This window comes from Pinibacter aurantiacus (genome assembly GCF_019130065.1).
Taxonomy (GTDB): domain Bacteria; phylum Bacteroidota; class Bacteroidia; order Chitinophagales; family Chitinophagaceae; genus Pinibacter; species Pinibacter aurantiacus.
Genome location: NZ_JAHSPG010000018.1, coordinates 260,229 through 282,612, shown reverse-complemented (window position 1 = coordinate 282,612; position 22,384 = coordinate 260,229). Strand labels below are relative to the sequence as shown.

The 22,384-nt window shown below is 42.9% G+C and carries 13 protein-coding genes; 8 read left to right on the top strand and 5 right to left on the bottom strand.

What is annotated here, in order from left to right:
- Positions 1–334 precede the first annotated feature (334 nt).
- From KTO63_RS24820 to KTO63_RS24810, 3 genes are all read left to right on the top strand, one after another.
- The gene (locus tag KTO63_RS24820) at positions 335–1,189 is read left to right on the top strand and encodes an AraC family transcriptional regulator (RefSeq protein ID WP_217794763.1); all 855 of its coding nucleotides are present in this window, start codon (positions 335–337) and stop codon (positions 1,187–1,189) included.
- 94 nt (positions 1,190–1,283) lie between these two features.
- Positions 1,284–2,630: an amidohydrolase gene (locus tag KTO63_RS24815; RefSeq protein ID WP_217794761.1), complete on the top strand. Its 1,347-nt coding sequence runs from the start codon at positions 1,284–1,286 to the stop codon at positions 2,628–2,630.
- Between the two features lie 12 nt (positions 2,631–2,642).
- Complete coding sequence (locus KTO63_RS24810; RefSeq protein ID WP_217794759.1) at positions 2,643–3,317, top strand: ankyrin repeat domain-containing protein; 675 nt, start codon at positions 2,643–2,645, stop codon at positions 3,315–3,317.
- 78 nt (positions 3,318–3,395) lie between these two features.
- Here the strand turns inward: KTO63_RS24810 and KTO63_RS24805 are convergent, their stop codons facing one another.
- Positions 3,396–6,308: a helix-turn-helix and ligand-binding sensor domain-containing protein gene (locus KTO63_RS24805; RefSeq protein WP_217794756.1), complete on the bottom strand. Its 2,913-nt coding sequence runs from the start codon at positions 6,306–6,308 to the stop codon at positions 3,396–3,398.
- 167 nt (positions 6,309–6,475) lie between these two features.
- Here KTO63_RS24805 and KTO63_RS24800 point away from each other — a divergent pair, with 167 nt between their 5' ends.
- The 5 genes from KTO63_RS24800 to KTO63_RS24780 all read left to right on the top strand — a co-directional run bounded on the left by KTO63_RS24800 (position 6,476) and on the right by KTO63_RS24780 (position 17,144).
- The gene (locus KTO63_RS24800) at positions 6,476–6,667 is read left to right on the top strand and encodes a hypothetical protein (RefSeq protein WP_217794754.1); all 192 of its coding nucleotides are present in this window, start codon (positions 6,476–6,478) and stop codon (positions 6,665–6,667) included.
- 163 nt (positions 6,668–6,830) lie between these two features.
- Positions 6,831–9,851: a SusC/RagA family TonB-linked outer membrane protein gene (locus KTO63_RS24795; RefSeq protein WP_217794752.1), complete on the top strand. Its 3,021-nt coding sequence runs from the start codon at positions 6,831–6,833 to the stop codon at positions 9,849–9,851.
- An 18-nt stretch (positions 9,852–9,869) separates the two neighbouring features.
- The gene (locus KTO63_RS24790; protein ID WP_217794750.1) at positions 9,870–11,507 is read left to right on the top strand and encodes a RagB/SusD family nutrient uptake outer membrane protein; all 1,638 of its coding nucleotides are present in this window, start codon (positions 9,870–9,872) and stop codon (positions 11,505–11,507) included.
- 47 nt (positions 11,508–11,554) lie between these two features.
- On the top strand, positions 11,555–15,151 hold the full coding sequence (locus KTO63_RS24785) for a family 16 glycosylhydrolase (protein WP_217794748.1): 3,597 nt from the start codon (positions 11,555–11,557) through the stop codon (positions 15,149–15,151).
- Positions 15,152–15,305: 154 nt separating this feature from the next.
- Positions 15,306–17,144 (top strand): glycoside hydrolase family 2 protein, encoded by a 1,839-nt coding sequence (locus KTO63_RS24780; RefSeq protein ID WP_217794746.1) that lies wholly within the window; start codon positions 15,306–15,308, stop codon positions 17,142–17,144.
- 162 nt (positions 17,145–17,306) lie between these two features.
- On the opposite strand, the gene KTO63_RS24775 is transcribed toward KTO63_RS24780, so the two are convergent.
- The 4 genes from KTO63_RS24775 to KTO63_RS24760 form a co-directional block, all read right to left on the bottom strand.
- Complete coding sequence (locus tag KTO63_RS24775; RefSeq protein WP_217794744.1) at positions 17,307–17,891, bottom strand: TlpA family protein disulfide reductase; 585 nt, start codon at positions 17,889–17,891, stop codon at positions 17,307–17,309.
- A gap of 50 nt (positions 17,892–17,941) precedes the next feature.
- On the bottom strand, positions 17,942–19,870 hold the full coding sequence (locus KTO63_RS24770) for a protein-disulfide reductase DsbD domain-containing protein (protein WP_217794742.1): 1,929 nt from the start codon (positions 19,868–19,870) through the stop codon (positions 17,942–17,944).
- A 295-nt stretch (positions 19,871–20,165) separates the two neighbouring features.
- Complete coding sequence (locus KTO63_RS24765) at positions 20,166–20,618, bottom strand: protein-disulfide reductase DsbD domain-containing protein (protein WP_217794740.1); 453 nt, start codon at positions 20,616–20,618, stop codon at positions 20,166–20,168.
- A gap of 194 nt (positions 20,619–20,812) precedes the next feature.
- Complete coding sequence (locus KTO63_RS24760) at positions 20,813–22,378, bottom strand: TlpA disulfide reductase family protein (RefSeq protein WP_217794739.1); 1,566 nt, start codon at positions 22,376–22,378, stop codon at positions 20,813–20,815.
- Between the last annotated feature and the right edge of the window lie 6 nt (positions 22,379–22,384).

Genomic DNA, 22,384 nt, shown 5'->3' with positions numbered 1-22,384 from the left:
TTCGAAAACTGGGTTTGGATATAGACATAAGGGCTTTTCTAAGGGTAAAGCAGGGAACTATTTTTCGCTACAAAAATAACCATTTTGGCATATTTCTTTAGTTTTTTTCGTAAACGCCTCAATTAAAAGCAGTTAAGAAATTGCAATTCTCCTAAAAAGCACTTAGTCAGATAGTTGCCCCGAAAGCGTCTACTGTTGCTACGATTTTGACTACTGCTGTTCCATTCGGGAATATTTTATAAATTTCACAAGCCGTACGTATTCGTAAATTGGATGCGCTAAGAAGATATTTATAAAACCTGGCGCCGATAGTATCAAAATAAACAGTAAGGATATGAAGAAAGAAAGCAGCATGATCCCAGTACTAAACATCCGCGAGTTCAGGAACGGACAGGATGCGGGCCGGGATGAACTCTTGTTCAATTACCTTCACGGCGAAAAACATATTGAGAAACCGCATAAGCATGATTTTTTCGTTATCATACTTTTTGAAAAAGCGAAAGGCATACACACGATAGACTCTGTAGATTACCATATCGGTAACAGGCAGATACACATACTTTTTCCCGGGCAAGTTCACAATTGGCATATTAAACCAAAATCTTCCGGTTACCAGTTAATGATGGAATCTTCATTTCTTGAACAGTTTGCACCTTATTTCCGTTTCTCCTTTACCAATTACCAGAACCATCCTGTTATCACGCTACCAGCGGATTCTTTTCATCTCCTGCTTCATGAGTTTACTGCGATCAGGGAGGAATTAAAAAGCTCAAACCCGCTCCGGCAATTAATTACAGCCCGCTCAGCGGTTATTGCGGCTATCGTTAGCAAAGAGGCTGAAAAGACTTTTACTGAATTCAAAGTCTATCAATCCAATCCACGGTTAACAAAGTTTAACATGCTGATTGACGAACATTTCAAGGAACAAAAATTCGTGGCCTTCTACGCAGAACAACTGCATATCTCAGCTAACTACCTGAACATTCTCTGCAGAAGAAATCTGAAAATCTCTGCGACTGAACTTATACAGCAAAGGGTGTGTTTGGAGGCCAAACGATTGTTGCAGACCACAGGTTTCACTATTAAGGAAACCGCTTTTGAATTGGGCTTCAGAGATCATGCCTATTTTTCCAACTTCTTTAAAAATCAAACTGGATTAAGTCCAAGCGATTTCCGGGAACAGTTATAAATATTACAAGTACCGAAAGGAATGGCCCAACGGATTCCCTGATGATAGACCGTATTTTTGTATGACGCTTCTCTTTTGATTTAAAGCCAATTATATGAGCAAATTATCACTATCACGTAAGAAATTCATTCAAAATGCCGCATTAGGCCTCGCGGGAGCCTCGTTTACTCCGGGGATATTATTCGCCGGAAATGACGCAAGAATAACGGAACAGAAAGGCGCAACGACGGCAGAAGCGGGTAAAAGCTATACCATAAAAAATGTTCTTTTAGAAACAGGTTTTGAGAAAGACGGCGATGAAGTGATTGCTACCCGGACCGAACTTTTTTGTGTTGAAATAGAAAACGGGAAAATCAGGAAAATAGGCCCTAACCAACCAAAGGCAAATGTTATTGATGCCAAAGGCATGTTGATGCTGCCCTCGTTTAAAGACATGCACATCCACATGGACAAAACACGTTACAGTGAAAAATGGCAGGCAAGAAGACCGGTCACGGGCGGCATCAAAGGCATGATTGCGCTGGAACAGAAAATCATACCTGATTTGCTGAAAAACTCTACGGTTAAGGCTGAGAGAATGATCGAGCTGTTGCAATCAAAAGGAACGGGATTTGCACGGAGCCAGGTGAATATCGAACCTACTTCCAAACTGGATTCTTTGAAACACCTGCAATTGGCATTGGAAAACAAAAAAAGTGTTTTTGGTGCAGAGTTGGTCGCCTTTCCGCAGCATGGTATTTTTTATACTGACAGTGTTCCCTATATGAAAGAAGCTGCTAAGATGGATATTGATTTTATCGGTGGAGTTGATCCCTACACTATTGATGGCGCTATTGAAAAAACAATGGATTTTACGGTGCAGCTGGCGTTGGATAACAATAAAGGTATTGATCTGCACCTGCATGAGCAGGGAGATTCCGGATTAAAAACAGTGGAATACCTTATAAACAAAGTAAACGAAAACCCCGTGCTCAAAGGCAAAACTTACCTGAGCCACTGTTTTATTTTAGCGAGCCTGGATAAAATCAAACAGGAGGAAATTTGCGAAAAGCTGGCGAATGCGCAAATTGGCGTCAACTCAACAGTTCCTTTTGGCGGATTGATCATGCCGATCCCAACCCTATTGAAACACGGTGTGAAAGTAATGACGGGCAACGACTGCATTATCGATCACTGGAGTACATACGGTTCTGGAAGTGTTTTGCAAAAGGCAAATATTGCCGCGCAACTATACGGCCCTTCTACAGAATTTGGTTTATCACGCATGTTGAAACTAGCAACCGCGGGAACCTTGCCTCTTGATGATAAAGGCGTACAACAATGGCCCAAAGCCGGAGATGCGGCTGACCTGGTTTTTGTAAATGCAAGCTGTTCCGCAGAAGCTGTTTCGCGAATATCTCCGGTAACATCGCTGATATACCAGGGAAATATTGTTTTCTAAAAATTGACGCACATGAAATCAATTATCTTGTTAATGGCATTGAGTTTATCCATTATTTCCTGCCGCTCGGCGCCAATAACTGAACAAATAAATACAGGGATAATGACGAATAAAGCCCTCATACGCTTAGTGGAACAAAACGATCTGCAAGGAGTAGAAGCTGCTTTGAAAAACGGAGCAAATGTAAATACAACAGACAACGGTAGACGAAACCTATTGCTAATTGCTGTTAATGGTCGTCAAACTGAAATGGCAAAATTGTTGGTGAAATATAAAGCTGATGTAAACCAGCAAGCCGATAATTTAGATAGTCCTTTTCTTTATGCAGGAGCAAGTGGACAAACTGAATTGGTGAAACTGTTTTTAGAAAATGGAGCGAGGTTTGATATTTTCAATCGCTACAACGGCTCTGCTCTGATACCTGCCTGCGAACGCGGACATATTGAAACGGTAAGACTCCTGGCAAACACCAAAGGATTCCCCGTGAACCACGTAAACCGTTTGGGTTGGACAGGACTAATGGAAGCCATTGTTTTAGGCGATGGCAGCAAAAAATACCAGGAGATCGTTCAAATACTAAAAGATGCAGGTGCAAAAATGGATATCCCCGACCGCGATGGTGTAACTCCACTTCAACACGCACAGCAAAGGGGCTTTAAAGAAATTGTGGCCATATTGAAGCCATAGCCACTTTACAGGATTGACATCCATTTTATCTGTCGTTCGAGGTGTCCTGCAGAATATCCCGAACAGCGGGTGAACAAATCAATGCTCCATTTTAATATTCATCAGGAAGTCGAAGAGGTTTTCTTCTGTTGCAATGTTCAGCTTCTTTCTTAACCGGTATCGGGCTATTTCTACACCGCGCACAGAAATGTTCATCAGTTGTGATAATTCTTTCGACGACAGGTTCATGCGCAGGTAAGCACACAACTTAAGATCAGTGGCAGTAAGCGTAGGATATTTGTTTTTAAGCGCCGTAAGATAATCGCTGTACACTTCATCAAAGTGGCTGACAAACTGATCCCAGTGCTTATCATTTTTCTCTGCATCGTTAATAGTATTGATGAGTCGCTTGAAGTCTGCAGAAGTGGCCAGCCCCGGCGTATTCCGCTGTATGCGCAACAGCTCTTCCTTTATTTTGGAAAGCAGTTTTCCTCTTTCTACAAGGTGCATGGTAGCGTTTGCCAGTTCTTTGTTTTTATGGCTCACATCAGATTCCAGTTTGTCATTCTGCAGTTTCACAATCTCTTTATCGTTACGGTCCATTTCCAGCTGGTGCATATATTTAAGATGCTCCTGCTCTTTGGCATATTTTTCCTGCTGTTGTAAAAACTTTTTCTTTTGCCATTGATTGAGCGCATATACAAGAGCCAGAAAAATGCACGCGTAAATAATATACGCCCAAATGGTTTGATACCATGCCGGGAGTATTTTGAATGCATAAGAGACAGGTCTCGATTCATTTCCCAGGTTGGTTCTCGCCTTTACTATGAAGGTGTAATTTCCGTACGGCAGATTGGTATAATCCTTCTCTGTTTTTTTTGTCCATGTGGACCATTGGTCATCAAACCCTACAAGCTGAAAACTGTATTCAATATTTCTTTCCTGTTCATATTGCGGTGATGAATATTCGAAGTGAATAGAATTGAGTGCATTGGGGAGCGCACTTATTTTCCTTTCGTGTGAGCGATGATTAATTTGATCATCAAAACCACCATAAATAATGCTATCCGTTTTTCCAACTGTTTTCACCCGGCCAATTAATACCGTCAACGGCGATACATGCGCCAGGTAATTTCGCAGATTGAGATGATATACTCCTTTTTCTGATCCAATAAAAATGTTGCCCATGTTGTATGGATAGATATATTCAAAGCCTCTTACAAGCTTATTGGTCAGTTCAGGAAAATATAGAATCGAATACGTTTCCGTGCTGATGGATTTCTGGTAATCGATCATGCCTACTTTTTTATCACATTCAAACCATATGTTGCCGTCTGCATCTTCATTTAAATATTGAATGGGCTGGTCATTAAAAACAGGTGGCAAAATGTTTGAGGGCACAAATTTATCGGCCGATGCATTGTATTCGTATATACCCTTTTGCGTAGCTACCACCACCTTGCTTTTTATACTGAACACATAATTGTTTACATCGCTGGGAAGACCATTGGCTTTTGTATATACTTTATATGTGAGCGTTTTTTTGTCTGCCGACAACACGATCTTGTAAATGCCCTTGTAAGGATGTGATGCCCAAACATTGTTTTCGTTGTCGAATAAAACAAACCGAAGCGATTCGCTAATACCTTCAATCTTGCCTTTGTTGATGACATTGCCTCCCACATTTTGCAATAACTGGAGTCCGTTATAAGTGCCCACCAGCAACTGGTTATTTTCCGGAAAAGGCAGAGGAGAAAAAAGCCACGAGCCTATGCCCGGCAGCAAGGGGAAAGCCTGGTTATTGCGTATGGCAAAAGAACCTTCATGGTGCCCCATTAATATCTGGTGGTTAACTTCATTTACATGCCATACCTGTCCTCCGGTATTGGCAATGCGTGTAAAATCACCTTTCGAAAAACTAAGGTCAGGATTATTAAGATCTACAGGCACGCTGTAGAGTCCGTCTGACGTTCCTATATATAACTTACCACCAATAAGCCTGACTGCGTAGCCTGCGAGCTGATTTCTTTTGTCGGGCAGAATACGCTTAATGGCTGTGTTGTATGCCGCCATATCAATGCCATTGTCAAGCCCCATCCACAGGTTCTGGTTTTTATCCAGGAAAAGGCACAGTATATTATTATTCTGCAGACCCTCCGTTCTTGATATTGTTTGTATCAGTTTGCCATCAAGGTTTATAATAAAGCAACCGCCTGAGGTGGTTCCTACGGCAAATTCATTCTTATTCACATTCACAGCGCAGTAAATGCGATCGCCGTTAAAGATGGGATCTGCAAGTGTCGGCTTCCGGATAAATTGCGAATCATGCAAAAGATAAATGCCATTCTTTAAGGTGGTCACCAGCAGCGTATCGTTGCGATAATCAAGAATGCCGGTTATCAATCCTTCCTTTAACACCGGATGATTACAAGCCGGTTGCCATGAATTGTTTTTAAATTCCACAATGCCCATATTCCTGTCCTGTGCAAGCAGGCGATTGCCTGCCCGACGCATGTAACGCCATTCTGATGGCGCTTTGTACACCTTGATCGTATTGTCCTTGTATTCGAAGATCTTTTTGTTTGCCCGAAAGAAAACCGCATTGTCGTAAATCTCTACATGCCATATATCGGCGAAGTCCCTCAGGCTTTCAGGAATCAATTTTTTCAGGGATGTATAAACAAGGTCACCGTTACTGCCGGAAGCAAAGAATCCGATGTCACCCTGGCTACCTGCATAAATGTTTCCCGTCACCGTGTCCATCACCAGGCATCGAAGAATGGTTTTGTTTGGCAGCGGAAATTGTTTCCAGTAATTACCATCAAAACTCAAAAGGCCATCATTGTTCGCAAAAAACAACACGCCATTTTTTGCCTGCCTGATTGACCAGGTTTGGGTACCACCATGATAATCGGGATTTGCGAAGTTGATGATATCCGGAATACCGATCGTATTCTGCGCATATACGGCAAGTTGAAAAAATGAGAGAAACAGCAGGCAGGCAAGCTTCATGCAAGGTCGTTTTAGGGATGATGTAGTATAAATGTATTCAAATATATTGACAATCAATAAGTTGGTTATTTATGATGAGGTAAAAGTGTAGCATAAGATGTGGCAAAAGAACCGCTTACAGCTAAGTTTATACCGCCAAAATATGCCAAGATTTTAATTGCTGCAACATGAAAAATTACCTGCTTCATTTTCGAATGTTCTTTTTTAACACGCGGAAAAAAACAAGTCTTCCCGGTAAGAAGAGTCTGTTTCTTTTCAAATCTACTGGTCCGCAAAGCGGACATCCGTTACCGGTAAATGGAAAACATCTCTCCACCGAGCCGTCCCGATCTTCTTCAATAAAAAAAGAATTTAAATAAAACGCCTTCACTCGCTTGCGGCAGCTTTTAGCGCCTTGCATTTTTTCACCATAAAACAACCAACATTTAAACCAAGATGATCACGTAAACAAAATCCACCTATCAGGAAAAAAAACAACAACTGTTAACTCATTAATCAAAACTCAACTTTATGTATTGCTGTATGATGCATTCTGAAAAAACGAATCTCCAACATTCGCTTCTCTTAAAACGATTACTACCATTGCTACTGGCACTGGGTTTATTTTTTTTCGGGGCAAACAAAATAGCTGCGCAAACCGCGGACAGCATTAATGTGAAAGGCCACGTAGTGTCTGCTACCGGCGAGCCCATACCAGATGCTACCGTTTTTGTAAAAGGTACCGGTCATGGAACCAATACAGGTGCGGACGGCAGGTTTTCCATCAACGCATCTTCCAAAAGTTCTCTTGTTATTTCACATATCGGGTATGCCACGCAGGAGGTGAAAGTAAGTTCTATATCGGCCAGCACTCCCATCCAGCTGGTGTCCAGCAAGGCGGAGCTTGACCAGATCGTGGTGATTGGTTATGGCACACAAAAGAAGTCTGACATTACGGGTTCTGTGACCAGTGTTCCGAAAGACAGGCTGGCAAAGATTCCTGTAACCAACGTACTGCAAGCCGTAGAAGGCGCAGTCGCTGGCTGGACACTCACCACCTCTTCTGCTGCACCGGGCCAGTCCGCCGGTCAACAGGTACGTGGGCTCAACTCCATCACTGCGAGCACCACGCCGCTCATCGTACTGGATGGTGTTCCATTTGCAGGCACTACCAACGACATCAGCCCGAATACGATTGAGTCCATCGAAGTATTAAAAGATGCATCTGCCACTGCCATTTATGGAACACGTGGCTCGAGTGGTGTTATCCTGATCACTACGAAACGTGGCGCTACGGGAAAGCCTACCATCAGTTATAGCGGTTTTGCAGGCCTGGAAAATATGGCACATCAAATGAAGCCTATGGATGCGGAAGCCTACAAGCTTAAAAACATTACATGGCAGCAGCAAACGGGCAACACCAATAGCTTTATCACCAGCGACTCTGTATTGAACACTGTAGAAGTGCCTAATAAAAGAGCAGGCATTACCACAGATTGGTTAAAAGAAATTTCGCGCCAGGGTTATATCCAATCGCACAACCTTAGTTTTTCCGGTGGCACGAAAGACGTGAAATACTTTGTAAATGGCGAGTACACGAAAGACCTTGGCTTGCTGAAAGGCTATCAATATACCCGTGTAAGTTTCCGCTCCAACCTGAATGCAAACCTCACAGACTGGCTGAGCGTGGGAACTTCTCTTTTTTACACCAATAACAACAACGACGGCGGCCACGTAGACTTAACGCTTGCCGGACAAATGAGTCCGTATGGCCAGTTATACAATGCGGATGGTAGCTATGCCATTTTTCCTATGTATGGCAACACGCTGTACACCAATCCCCTGCTGGGTTTGAACAAGCCTTCGCTTAACCGAAGCAATAATCTTTCAGGAACAGGTTATGTGGAAGTAGCACCAAAATTTGTAAAAGGATTGAAGTACAGGCTAAACGGCAACTACTCTTATCTGCCCAGTAGAATAGACACTTACACAGGTCGTAACGCCAACAACAACAATGGAGCTGCGTATGTGTATGCAGCGGAAACAACAAGCTGGATCATTGAAAATATACTCTCTTATACAAAGGATATTAAAAAGCACCACTTCGATATTACCGGATTGTACAGTGCGCAGAAAAATAGTTCATTCAGTTCTACCATCAATGCCACAGGTTTTATTAATGATGGTCTTGGTTATAACAATACCAACGCGGCTTCTACTTCACAGGTTACAGGAACCAACTCTTCAAAATATACTTTGATTTCGCAAATGGGCAGATTGAATTATAGCTACGACGGCCGCTATTTATTAACGGCTACTGTAAGAAGAGATGGCTATTCGGCTTTTGGTGCAATGACAGATAAGTATGGCACGTTCCCTTCTGCAGCCATCGGCTGGAACATCAGCAATGAAGGCTTTATGAGAAACGTTGCTTTGATCAATTCATTAAAACTGAGAGTATCATATGGCACCACCGGTAACTCTGCTATCGATCCATACAAAACACAAACCTCGCAGATCGTAACACAATATGTGTACAACAACCAAACTGCAACGGGCCTCATCGCCAACAACCTTGGCAACTCCGGTTTGAAATGGGAAAGCACGACTGCTGCGAATTTGGGCCTTGACTTTTCTATACTGAGCAACAGGATCAGCGGCAGTATAGAGTATTATCAAACAAAAACAAAGGACCTTTTGCTAAGCAGGCAAATACCGATCATGACAGGTTATAGTTCTGTGCTCGCCAATATTGGCAAGCTGGAAAACAAAGGAATTGATATAACGCTGAATACGGTGAACATCAGAACGGGCAATTTCACATGGCAGACAACGGCTGTTTTTTCTACCTATAAAAACAAGCTGACACAACTATATGGTGATGGCAAAGATGATCCTGTAAACGGATGGTTCATTGGAAAATCACTGGGCGCTATTTACACCTATAACATGCAAGGTGTTTGGCAGGTAGGCGAAGACCATTCCACTGTAGACCCCGCGGCAAAACCCGGGTATCTGAAATTTGAAGATGTGGACGGCAACCATGTTATCAACGCAAACGATAGAAAAATTATCGGTTACAAAAATCCTGATTGGACAGGTGGTTTAACCAACACATTCACGTACAAGAATATAAGCCTGCGCATATTCATCCAAACATTCCAGGGTGCTATGAAAAATAACCAGATTTATGATAATGCTGATCAATCCGGTAATATCAACCTGCCTGCGGATGTTGGTTACTGGACGGCAGATAACAAAAGCAATACGCGTCCTTCACTGGCTTACACCAATGCTACTTACTCGTATGCTTATCCATCCAACTGCAGTTTTACAAGATTGAAAGATGTAACGCTGAGCTACACCGTTTCACAAAAAGTGGTAGAAAAAATGGGGCTGAGCAATTTCTCTGTATACGTTGCCGGAAGAAACCTGCACACATGGACGCCATGGCTGGGCTGGGATCCGGAAGCTAATTTCCAATCGCTTCCTGCCGGTACCAACTACAACAATTTCCCACAGGTTGCCAGCTATGTACTGGGCATCAATCTTTCATTTAAATAACTCAAAATTCCACTTGCGATGAAAAAATTAATCAGCTATATATTACTTTCCACGGTCGTTTTTGCTTCGTGTAAAAAAACTTTCCTGGATGAAAACATGCAATCTGCTTATGCACCGCAGAACACACTTTCAGACTCTTTGGGCTTTGAAGCCAATATGGCCGGCATCCTCAGCCGCATCCGTGCGCAATACACTTCCGATGATGACCAGGGGCTTTTAGGTGCGATGTTCCTGGGAACCGATGTAGTCATCAACGGCCAAACAACTGCAGCCATGTTTCCCTATGTGAACAATGAAACCATGAGCTCATCTGATTTTGCCGCAGGCACGTACTGGAGATGGGCCTATACAACACTTAACAATATCAATACGGTTATCGCTGCCAGCCAAAACCCTGCTGTAACAGGTACATCAGAAAACAACAAGGCATATGTAGGTGCTGAAGCAAAATTTTACAGAGCGTATGTGTACAATTTCCTCGTAACACTGTGGGGCCCGGTGCCATTGACCACAACACCGATCTCCTCTCCTAAAACAGATTTCACAAGAGCATCTGTTGATAGTGTAAACACACAAATTGTAAAGGACCTTACAGAAGCGGTTGCTGTTCTTCCTGCCGACCCAAAGAGTGCAAGAAAAGAGTTCAGGCCCAACAAAGCAATGTGTCAGCAACTGCTGGCAGAGGTTTACCTGCGCATGAACAAACCTGATCTTTCGGAAGCGCAATGCCAGGCTGTTATTGCAAACCCTGCGTTTACATTAATCAAAGCACGATATGGTGTGAAAGGTTCCATGCCGGGTGACTATTACAACGATATGTTTATTCAGGGTAACCAACGTTATGGCCAGGGCAACAAAGAAGCCTTATGGGTAATTGAACAAGACCTGAACACACCGGGTGGTGCCAACTCATCATCATCCAACGCCTCTACTGATCAACACAGACGGATGTGGGTGCCATACTATGCAGGCATTACCAACATGGTGATTGCAGATTCGCTCGGAGGCAGAGGCATTGGCCGTTTCAGGCTCAGCAACTGGGTAATGTATGGCTTGTATGATCAGTATGATATCCGCAATTCTAAATACAATTTCAGACGCGAACTGCGTTACAACGATCCTTCGAAACCCAAGTACGGGCAGGTGCTGACGATTGCAGATGGTGATACCGTTTGGCACATCAATCCATATGTAACCAAGTGGAACAACTACAACCCTGCCGACATCAATGGCTATGGTACTTACCATGATATAACCGTGATGCGCCTTGGTGAAACTTACCTGCTGCTGGCAGAAGCGCAGTTTAAACAAAACCGTGCAGCTGATGCTGCGGCTAGCATCAATGTACTGCGTCAAAGAGCCTATCCGGATTACCCTGCACATGGCCAGGTACAGGCGGCTGACATTTCACTCAATTTTATTTTGGATGAACGTGCAAGAGAACTGATATCAGAAGAAAACAGGAGAATGACACTCATAAGAACAGGCACGCTGGTACAACGCTGCACGGACTACCTGAACAAATACAATACTGCAAGCGGACAACCTGTTACAGGGCTTGATAAAGTAACAACAAGGAAGGGGCTTCTGCCTATTCCACAATCAGCGATTGACCTGAACACCGGCGCCAAACTGGATCAGAATGCCGGATACTAAACGAATAATGGAATTCAATCACGATCACATTAAACGATTATAGTTATATGAAAAATAGTTCTTTTCACTCAGCGAATCCCTATACCCAAATAAGTTTCGGCAGCAGGTTAACCAACCTGCTCGCCGTTGCTTTACTAAGTTTGCTCTTGCCTAACCTGGCATCGGCGCAGATACTTTGCCAGCCGCAACTGGTTTGGCACGATGAATTTAACACGCCGGGAAACCTTACCCAATGGAAAGTATATGAAGGAGATGGTTGCAATGAAGGAAGCGGCTGTGGCTTTGGCAACTCTGAACTACAACTATACCGGGCATTGAACGCAGTAGTAGCAGACACCACACTGAGCCTTAACACGAAGTATGAAACAGTGGTGAATCCTGTCAACAACAAAACATACAAATACACTTCGGCAAAGTTGATGACGAAACTAACAGGATCAGACAGCCTGCAGACGTTTTTGTTTGGCCGGATAGAAGCACGCATTAAACTATCCTCAGCAGGTGGCGCGTGGCCCGGTTTCTGGATGCTGCCGGATGGTGGCGGATGGCCCAATACCGGCGAGATCGACATTATGGAAGCCAAGCATAAAAATCCCACAGACGTAAACGGCACCATACACTACGCTTACCCCGCAGGAGTGCACCAACAATCCGGCAGCAAGTTCTTATCGGGTATTGATCTATCGGCAGACTACCATGTGTATGCAGTAGAATGGAGTCCGTATAAAATAGATTGGTACGTAGATAACAATCTCTATGTTTCACAAACACCGGAAACTACCGTAGGCGGCGCATGGCCGTTTGATGCCAGTAAAATGTATATCATTCTGAATGTCGCTGTTGGTGGCCCCAACACGCCATACACAGGAAAGATCGCACCTACGCCAGCCGACTATCCTACCTCTATGAAAGTGGATTATGTAAGAGTGTACAAAGGCATTTACAACTATGCAGTGTATGGTAAAAACGCAGTATATCCAAACGAAACCTACCAGGACTATCGCATAGATTCCATAACAGGCGCCACTTACAACTGGACCGTACCTTCCGGTGCAAGCATTATTGCGGGCCAGGGTACAAATGTAATTACCGTTAACTGGGGCAGTACGGAAGGCAATGTTACCGTGAATGTAACCACCCCAGGTTGCTCGCAAAAAACATTTTCACGCAAAGTGATCATGAAAAAACCATTGGTGGCCGACAAGTTGTTTGATGATTTTGAAACAACCCGCATTGCTACGTATGGCCCGCTCACAGGCACATTGCAACAGGCAGTTGCCAATCCCCTGCCAGGGCGCGTCAACACTTCTACCCTTGTAGGAAAATATACACGCAATGCAGCCAGCCAGTACGATAATATTTACTTCGGCAATATGTCTGTAACCAATGCAATGGATTATGTGCAGGGAAAAAAGAAATTGCTGATAGACGTTTATACCACAGCTCCCATTGGCAGTGAGGTGGACATACAATTGGAAAATACGAGCCTTAGTTCTGTTAACGCGTTTCCATCAGGCAGGCACAGCAAGTACGTTGCATATACAACGAGGCAGAACAGTTGGGAAACGCTGGAGTTCAACTACACACAAACCATTGCCAATTCAGGCGTTGATATTTTTTCGATAGATAAGATATGCCTGCTTCCTGAGCCGGGGAAATACACAGGAAACGTTTACTATTTTGACAACGTAAGAACCATTCAACAGCCTTCGGCAAAATGGACGGTCATCGCATCCGATACTTTGGAGAATTATGACGGTGTGAGCAAAGTAGCATTCGATCCGACATTTACAAGTGGTGCCTATACCGCACAGGTAACCAATCCCGCAATCGGCGGCAATAACACTTCCGCCAAAGTGGCCCGCTACATTCGTAAAGACACCACTGCTTATGATGTGTTATTCTTTAACACCAACAATACCATTGTAAGCGCATCTCCATTTAAGAACCAGGTGTACCAATTGCAAATGGACATATATACCAGTGCGCCCGCGGGAACACCTGTAAGTGTGAATCTGCAAAACAATGCATTGGCGCAGCTTGCTTATCCCAGTGGCCGCAACAGTGTTTACCAGTCCGTCACCACAAAACAAAATCAATGGGAAACGCTCACGTTCTTTTATTCATCTGCTCCCAATGGTGCATCCAACCTCGCGATCGACCAGCTGGTGATTTTGTTTAGCCCCAACAAGCCCGTGGCGCAGACTTATTATATCGACAATATCCGCATTGGCAAAAAAGTTACTTACGCAAGTAGTGCTACTTATGAAAACTATGATTCCACACATCTCTTTACCTATATGCAATCTGATGGTGCCTATGTACCAAACATAACCAATCCGGCCCCTAACACTGTGAACAGCTCTGCAAAAGCAGCGAAGTACACAAGAAACACTGCCGTACCCTATGATGTACTACTATTCAGTTCCACATCCATCAAAGACGGGGAACAGTTCAAGCAAAGCGCAAGAATGTTTGCAATGGATGTATACACTTCTGCACCAGTTGGCACCATACTTTCATGGCAATTGGAAAGCAGTGCAAAGTCGACTCCATCTAATTACCCCACAGGCAGGCACAGCAATTTCCAGGGTAAAGTGACACAAACCAATGCATGGCACACGGTCTACTTTTATCTTGAAAGCATTCCTGATCCATCAACCTATGATAATGAAGTGGATCGTATTGATTTTCTCTTCGCGGCCAATACGGCCAACGGCGATGTGTATTACATCGATAACCTAAGAGCATTGAATGGTAGCACATCTGCAGACACTACCGTAACAACACCGCCAACAACTGATTTACCTTCTCCGTGGCAGCACCAGGATATAGGCGCTGTGGCGGCCGAGGGTTCTGCTACTTACAGCAATAATGTATTTACCGTAAAAGCTTCCGGCGCGGATATATGGAACGCAGCCGATGAGTTTCATTTTGTGTACCGCACTTTAACGGGCGATGGACAGATCATTGCAAAAGTAGATACACTGGGCAATACAAATGCTTCTGCGAAGGCATGTGTCATGATACGCGAAACCCTTGATGCAGGCGCTAAGGAAGTGAATACATTGGTGAAAGCGGTAAGCGGAACGGCTATCTCCTATCGCTCCGCTACGGGCGGTACAACAACATCTGTGAACACGTCAGGTGCTCCACCAAAATGGTTGAAGCTCGTGAGAACAGGCGACGCGTTTAGCTCCTATCGTTCAGATGATGGTGCTAGCTGGACATTGATCAGTACCAAAACAGTCGCTATGACCAGCCAGGTATACATAGGCATGGGTGTTACGTCACATAATGATGGAGTGCTTACCACTGCACGATTCAGCAATGTGTCCGTAAGTGGCAACCTGAGCGGTACAGCAGTTTTACCGGCAACTATCAGCTCTTTTATTGCAAATGATAATGCAGCTGCATTTAAGGCATATCCTAATCCAGCAAAAGACGTATTGTCTGTGCAGTGGCCAGAAGCGGCCGGCAGCCTGGTTATTTATGATATAAATGGACGGGAGGTGTACAATCAGAAAACAAGGCCCGATCAACACTCTGCCGTTATAAACCTTGCAGGCTGGCAAAGCGGGTTATACATCCTTAGCATACGAAGCAGCGATGGTGTTCGCAATTTCAAATTCATGAAACAATAATTTTATTCATTTGGATAATGATCACTAACAGGTAGGAAGAAACTTCATAAAAAATTATCTATAAAAACCAAAATGAAGGAGGGCTGATCTCCAATCCCGTTCACCAGGGATGAATTGGCTCTCCTGATTTTTTTATACAAAAGCCATAATTCGTATGCTCAAAAAAACAGTTGTTATTGTCACCGCATTGGTCCTGCACATCTTAGTTGCAAATGCACAGAAGAACGAATTGATCACCAATATTGAAGGCAGGAAAACCATAAGCCTGAATGGGAAATGGCAATACATTGTCGATCCTTATGAAACGGGCTTTTATGATTATCGCTTCAAGGAACGCAGCGAAAATGATAACGATGCTTTCTGGAACAGCGACGTGCCTAAAAACAAATACGATCACAAAGAATATGGATACTCAGACAAGAATACACTAAAAGTGCCGGGTGACTGGAACTCGCAGGATCCAAAGTTTCTTTATTACGAAGGCACTCTTTGGTACAAAAAAACATTTGATTACAAAAAGGACAAGACTTCTAACAGGGTCTTTCTTTACTTCGGCGCTGTAAACTACAAAACCGATGTGTATCTGAACGGAAAAAAACTGGGACAACATATCGGCGGCTTTACGCCATTTAATTTTGAAATACCAGACGCTCTAATAAAAACAAAGGGCAATTACCTTGTTGTAAAAGTGGATAATAAGCGAGGCGCAGAGGAAATACCAACATTGAATACTGATTGGTGGAACTATGGCGGCATAACACGAGATGTAAAACTGGTAGAGCTACCTGCAAACTTTATCACCGGCTATTCATTACAGCTTACAAAACTTTTGCCGGGCGACAACAAAATACAGGGCAATATAAAACTCGACAATAACAATGCGAGCCAGGTACAAGTGGAAATTCCTGAATTGAAACTGAAGCAAAATTTTCCTGTGAACGGCAGCATGGCTTCGATAGATTTTACTGCTGCGAATTTGCAATACTGGTCGCCCAAAACGCCAAAACTGTATCGCGTGATTCTCACTGCCGGCAATGATCGCATAGAAGACAAAATAGGTTTTCGCACCATTGAGGCAAAAGGTGATCAGCTGCTACTGAATGGCAAGCGCCTGTTCATGCGCGGCATCAGCATTCATGAAGAAATTCCACAGCAAGGACGACGAGCATACAGCAGAGCCGATGCATTGCAGCTACTCGGTTGGGCTAAGGAACTGAATTGCAATATGGTACGCCTCGCCCATTATCCGCATGATGAAAGCATGACCCGCATGGCGGATTCCCTGGGCATGTTGGTATGGTCTGAAATACCGGTGTACTGGACCGTCAATTTCGGAAACGAAGAAGTACTTGAAAAGGCAAAACAACAACTAACGGAAATGATCATGCGCGATCAGAATAGGGCAAGCATTATCATCTGGTCAGTAGGTAATGAAACGCCTATTTCTGAAACGCGTACCAACTTCATGCACACATTGTTGCAAACAGCAAAGGACCTCGATCCCAGCCGACTCGCTTCAGCAGCGCTTGAAGTATCGTATAAGGCACAAGGCAAAAACCTCAATATGATAGATGACCCGTTGGGTAAATATGTTGACATGGTTGCCTTTAATGAATACCTTGGCTGGTATCTCGGTACGCCGGACAGTTGCCAAACTGCCAACTGGGCCACCATTTACAACAAACCATTGTTCATCAGCGAAACAGGTGCAGAGGCGCAGGGCGGTTTTATAAGTACCGGCAATGCCATGTGGAGTGAAGATTACCAGGCCTGGTATTACAAAGAACAAATAGCCATGCTCAAAAGAATGCCAGACAACTTTACCGGCATTTCACCGTGGATACTCGCCGACTTCCGCTCGCCCAGAAGAAACAATCCAACTTATCAGCAGGGCTGGAACACAAAGGGATTGATTGATAGAAACGGCAGGAAGAAGAAGTCATTCTTTTTGCTGAAGGAATATTATGGTGAAATGGAGAAGATGTATCCATAAGAACGTACACTAACTGTACAAAATTCGAACGATTGGATTGATGACCTCTCGTTTGTATAGGATGAATATCCATTTTATAAACCGTTCGAGATGTCCAGCCGTGCATCTCAAACATCTCGAACGGCATTAACTACCTTTCATAATTTCAATACCCGACTCATATCATAAAACTTGCTTTTTAGCATAGTCAATCATCAATGATAACTCTTGTACTGCATCATCATCGCTCCCGCTAAAACCAGTTATGTTGAACTGAATCTGTCCCCGCCCGTCAATAACATATTTTTGAGGAATTCCGCGAAAGCCAAATAACGCAGCCGATTTGTTAGAGCCGCGTGAATCATTTTCTTTCGGATCAATGTATAAATCAAAATGAAAGTTATTGGCACTCAAATAAACCTTTGCTTCTTCCAACGGCGTTTTCGATGACTCCCAGGTAAGGATAAAAAGAAATTTAACGGAAGGATCGTTTTTGTATTTGTTGACAACCCGCTGCATCGCAGGAAAAGATTTCTTACAAGGTCCGCACCAATTTGCCCAAAAATCAAGAATGATCGTTTTGCCTTTGAAGTCGGAAAGAGAAACTTGTTTACCATCCGCATCCATTAACACAAATTCCGGCGACGGTTTATTTATTAAGTGTTGGGGCAGGCTATCAACAAGCAGACTTCTTTGTTGGGCTGCACCCTGGAGCGCAGCAACGACAATAGCTGCCGACAAAAAATATTTCAAACACCTTGATTTCATATTCGTTCTTTCATTTTTATTTTATTCGCAAACATGATTGGCCAACAGCCTTAAAGCACCTGTAGTTTGTATTCCTTCTCAACCGGCGGGAAGCATATATGATCATCGCAGCATTGATAAGATACAGTGCAGGTTAGATCGGCCTTTCCTTCACCTTTAATATCCTGAACAAACATCACCTCATCATCATAAATAGTAGTGCCGCTATCATTGAAATATTTAAAGGAAGGCTTTTTCATTTCAGCAGAAAGAGAATAGCCAACCGGTACACTTACGTTCACCTTGGTTTCGATATAAGGATCAGTTTGAGACACGAAAGCGTAAATATGATAACCGGGATGTATTTTCATTTTTACCACTACCTGCTTTTCACTAGCATCTTTATCAACAATACCCGCGGCAATACTTACAGGCTCTACATCGCTGGTCTGACCTGTTTTTACCTGGCTATAGGATTTGCTTTGAAGTTTCTTCTTGTAATCATTCCCCTCTACATTTTTATCGTAGGTATTGATCATAAAATAATAGCCGCCTGTCTCAGTAAAAAACATTTTGTCTTTGTATTTATCAAACCATTGCCTCCATTCTGCAGGCGTGCTAAAAGTTGCTAACGTATATCTATCCAGGATGCGTTTTGCTTTCTCTGTCTCCTCATTTTTCTCCAGCATGTGGATACATTTGTCCAGTAATCGTTTGTCGTAATTCGGAATGCCAAGGCTTTTTACATCCTCATCAACAATAATTTTGTACGACTCATCGAAAGCATAGAAGTAGTCCTTGTTGTCATCGTAATATTTAATATAAGCCTTGGAATCTGTTCCAAACTTTTGAAATAAATCACCCTGTTGTTTTTTCAAAAATTCTTCAAAACTTAGTTTTGGCATTGGTTGAAAATCCAAAGAGCGCTTTTCTTCGGCAGTAAGATTCTCTCCTTTAGCTTTTTTTGCCTCCGCGTCTGCTTTCTCAGCAAGCATTGATTTATTAAAGTTCTCGGCAATGGTGTTGCTCATTTCCAGCGCATCCTTAGATGCGTAATATTTCTTCTCTTTCAAATACTCACGGGTGGCCCTGCGATCTGTGTATTTGCGGGCAATTACGCTTTTGCCGTTGTATTTGGAAATATAAACGATGGCATTTGCCAATACTGTTTGGGCCTCGTCTGTCATGTATTCAGGAGAAGCTGCAAATCCCCAGTGAAAAAAGTTTCCATGGCGGCCAAGCGCCACCGCATCCAATGTTTTAGCGCAAACTCCACTTGAAATATATTCAGCGTCCGGAGAGTCTTCAAAACCCCATGGTCGTGCTACCATTCCGATTCTGAAATATTTATCAGTAATATATCCCTTCGTTTGCACTTGCCACATCGAAAGCGTTGCAGGATATTTCGTGTTGGAGAAGTATTGATAATGGAAGGCGTCTTCAGGAGTTGGCCTGGTTTCAATTGTCATTTTTACAGGAAACGGCCCCTTGAAAATGGGATGCTCCTTTCGAAAATTATGCGCATGGGCATCCAGGCACAAGCAATACCAATCAGCTTTTAGCCCAATGCTGCGTCCCAGCTTTTCACCCATTTCCCCAATGAAAACAGTTGGCTTGTCAAAGTCTTCAGTTAAATACGCGGCAGACTTATAGCCGATCACTTTTCCGGAGGCGTCCGTAATCGTTGCGCTCTTTGCGATGGCTTTCGGTGCTCCGTCAAAAACTGTTACATCGAAGTTGTCCGACATTTTCTGCTGATAGTCTTTAGCGTCGATCGCAGTAACAGATGTGAAATACTTGTTCAACATCTCCACAAATGAAGCGATCCTTCGAATGGTATCTTGCTTCATCTCCTCATTCGAAGTAAAATGTTCCCTGGACCAGTTAGCAGAGCCGCCTACAAATAATATCTTCAGATTTTGTTTTGCTCCGCTTTTTGATTGGGCCATTGCAATGGATGAAAAAGCAACGGCAAGAAGAAAAACTAAATATTTTTTCATGATTAAATTTCTAAGAATAGTTAATGGATGTGCTATACGTTTTACCGATCCTACATCGCTTATTTAAGCAGTCTGTGGTTTCGCCATATTAATGTCCTACGGACAATAGTGCACTTGTTGTCATTTTCTCTATTGACATTGATGCCCTACGGGCAAAGCTTTCCCATAGGAAAAAAATATCAATAGAACTCAACCAGAGATTGACATCTTTGCCCATAGAGCATTAACTGCCTCGCGACTTACTACCAATTAAATGACCTCGAATAGAAATTGCTTGCTAATACACTGTAAAGCTCTATTTAACCGGCACAGAAAACTCGACAGTTTTTGGAGGAATGCACTGCTCATCGTCACAAGTCATATAGGTGATGGAACCGCTTGCATTTGCTTTTGCATTAGGCTTGATCAACACGGTTTGAACAAAATCTACCTTTTTAGAAAATCGAAACACCTCAACGCCAAACATTGTTTCAAAATTTTTCTCCAATTTTCCCTCTTCAATAATATCACCTTTCAGCATCAACTGCGGATTCTTTGAAAAGGAAACGGAAGTCGCAACCGGTCCGCCTTCAGGAGTTGATTGAGAATAAATATGCCAGCCTTCTTCAAGCTTTGCTGACAAGTGAATCTCAAAGATTGTATCATTCACTTTTTTTGCAGAGAATGTCCATTGAGCAGGTTCTTCTGCCTGGCCGAAAACAGTAAGAGTAACAATAACCATCAAAAGCGTGGTAACCAATTTTAGCATATACTTTGTTTTAATGGTGCATTGTAAAAATGCACTCGCACAACATTTACAGGAATGTTTGAATAATTGGTTTAGGATGTAAATTAATTACGGCTGTATTATCCACAAAACTTAGTCGCTACGGGGATACAACAACATTTGTACCTTATAGCAGATGAAAAAAAGGGGCATAGATTAATTATGCCCCTTGTATGTTAGGCACTCTTTTTTTCCAGCATTGAATTGATCATCATTTCCAATGACTGCTCATTTTTTTCATCTGTTCTGAAGTTGAAAAAAATAATCTTTCCGTTTTGGTCAATCAGGAAATTTGTTGGGGCGGCTCCTCTATTATCCAGTACTCCTTTTTGCCAGTTCTTGTTATCTTTTAACGGAGTGAAGCTATAGCCACTGGACTTCACAAAAGGAAGCACATAATCATCCTGCTCAGGCGCGATGTTTATTGCCAGGTACACAAAATCATTTCTCTTTTTGAACTTCTTTACGACGTTTTCAAAGTGCGGAAATTCTCCACGGCAAGGGCCGCAACCCGGGAACCAATAGGTCAGCAAAACGACTTTGCCTTTGTAATCGGACAGGGAAGAATTGCTACCAGTGAAATAATTTTCCAGTGTAAAATTGGGCGCCTGCTTTCCGGCAGTGTCTCTCACAAATTGTACATCATTGTTTACAACTGTTTTGCTTTTATTCAGCTTGTTGCCATAGTTTGCAAGGCCCTGTTGAAGCTTTGCTGTTGGCTCTTTTGCCGTTCTCAACAACACATATTGATAAGCATCCTGTGATTTGCCGGAAGCATCCATTGCCTTTGCTTTCAAAAGCACCATGTCTTCTTTTTCAAGTCCCCTTACAGGAGCAGGAACGTTCTTTAGAACTGCCAAAGCTTCTGTTCCGTTTCCTTTTGCCAAAAACTCATTTGCCTGTACAATACTTTTTGTCACCACAACATTTTGATCCCACATTTTCTTCCCTTGCGAATTTGCTTCCTGTATGGCAGACATGGATTCGGCCAATGTCAAAGCTTTCGCGGGATCAGTGCCTAAAAGAAAATCGTAGTAGGCAGACATTCCTGACGCTGACCAGTTATTTTTATCAGCAGGAAAATCTCTTTTCAACTGTTCGAAAATGGCTATTTTTTCTTTTGGGTCGGTTGCGTGGTAAGCCAGCCAATACAGTGCCTGACCTCCCCTGTTTGTGCCAGGAAAATCTTTAGCAACCTGTAAATTCATCTCTTTATATTTTTTGAAATCACCATCGGCAAAACCGTTTGCGTAGTAAAATGCGTAATCTGCATTTTTAGGATCTGCCTTTGCTGCCTTTGCTAAATATTCACGAGATAGTTTAAAATCGCCCCATCTTTCTCCATCGATCCATAAATCAAAATATGCTTTATCAAATTTCGGATCGATTTCGGTTGCTTTTAATAAATATGGTTTCGCTTTGGGGCTTTCCATATTGGCATAAGCGTGTCCCAGAGCATAAGGAACAGCTGCGGATGTTGGGAACTTTTTCATCCAATCCTCATATTGTAGCACAACTTCTTTTTGCTCGCCTTCACTCAACTTGCCAAAATTGATGGCTTTGAAATATGCTTCATGAGCTTCCAAACTATTGGGATTGGCTTCTATTGCTGCCTTTAAAGCAGGTATATCTTTGGCTGCAACAACAGTTTCCTGTTTTGCTGTTTGTGCGTATGCATTGCCTTGCGTTGTTAGTATAAACAATCCGAAGGCTGGTAATATGTTGATGAATTTCTTTTTCATAAAATT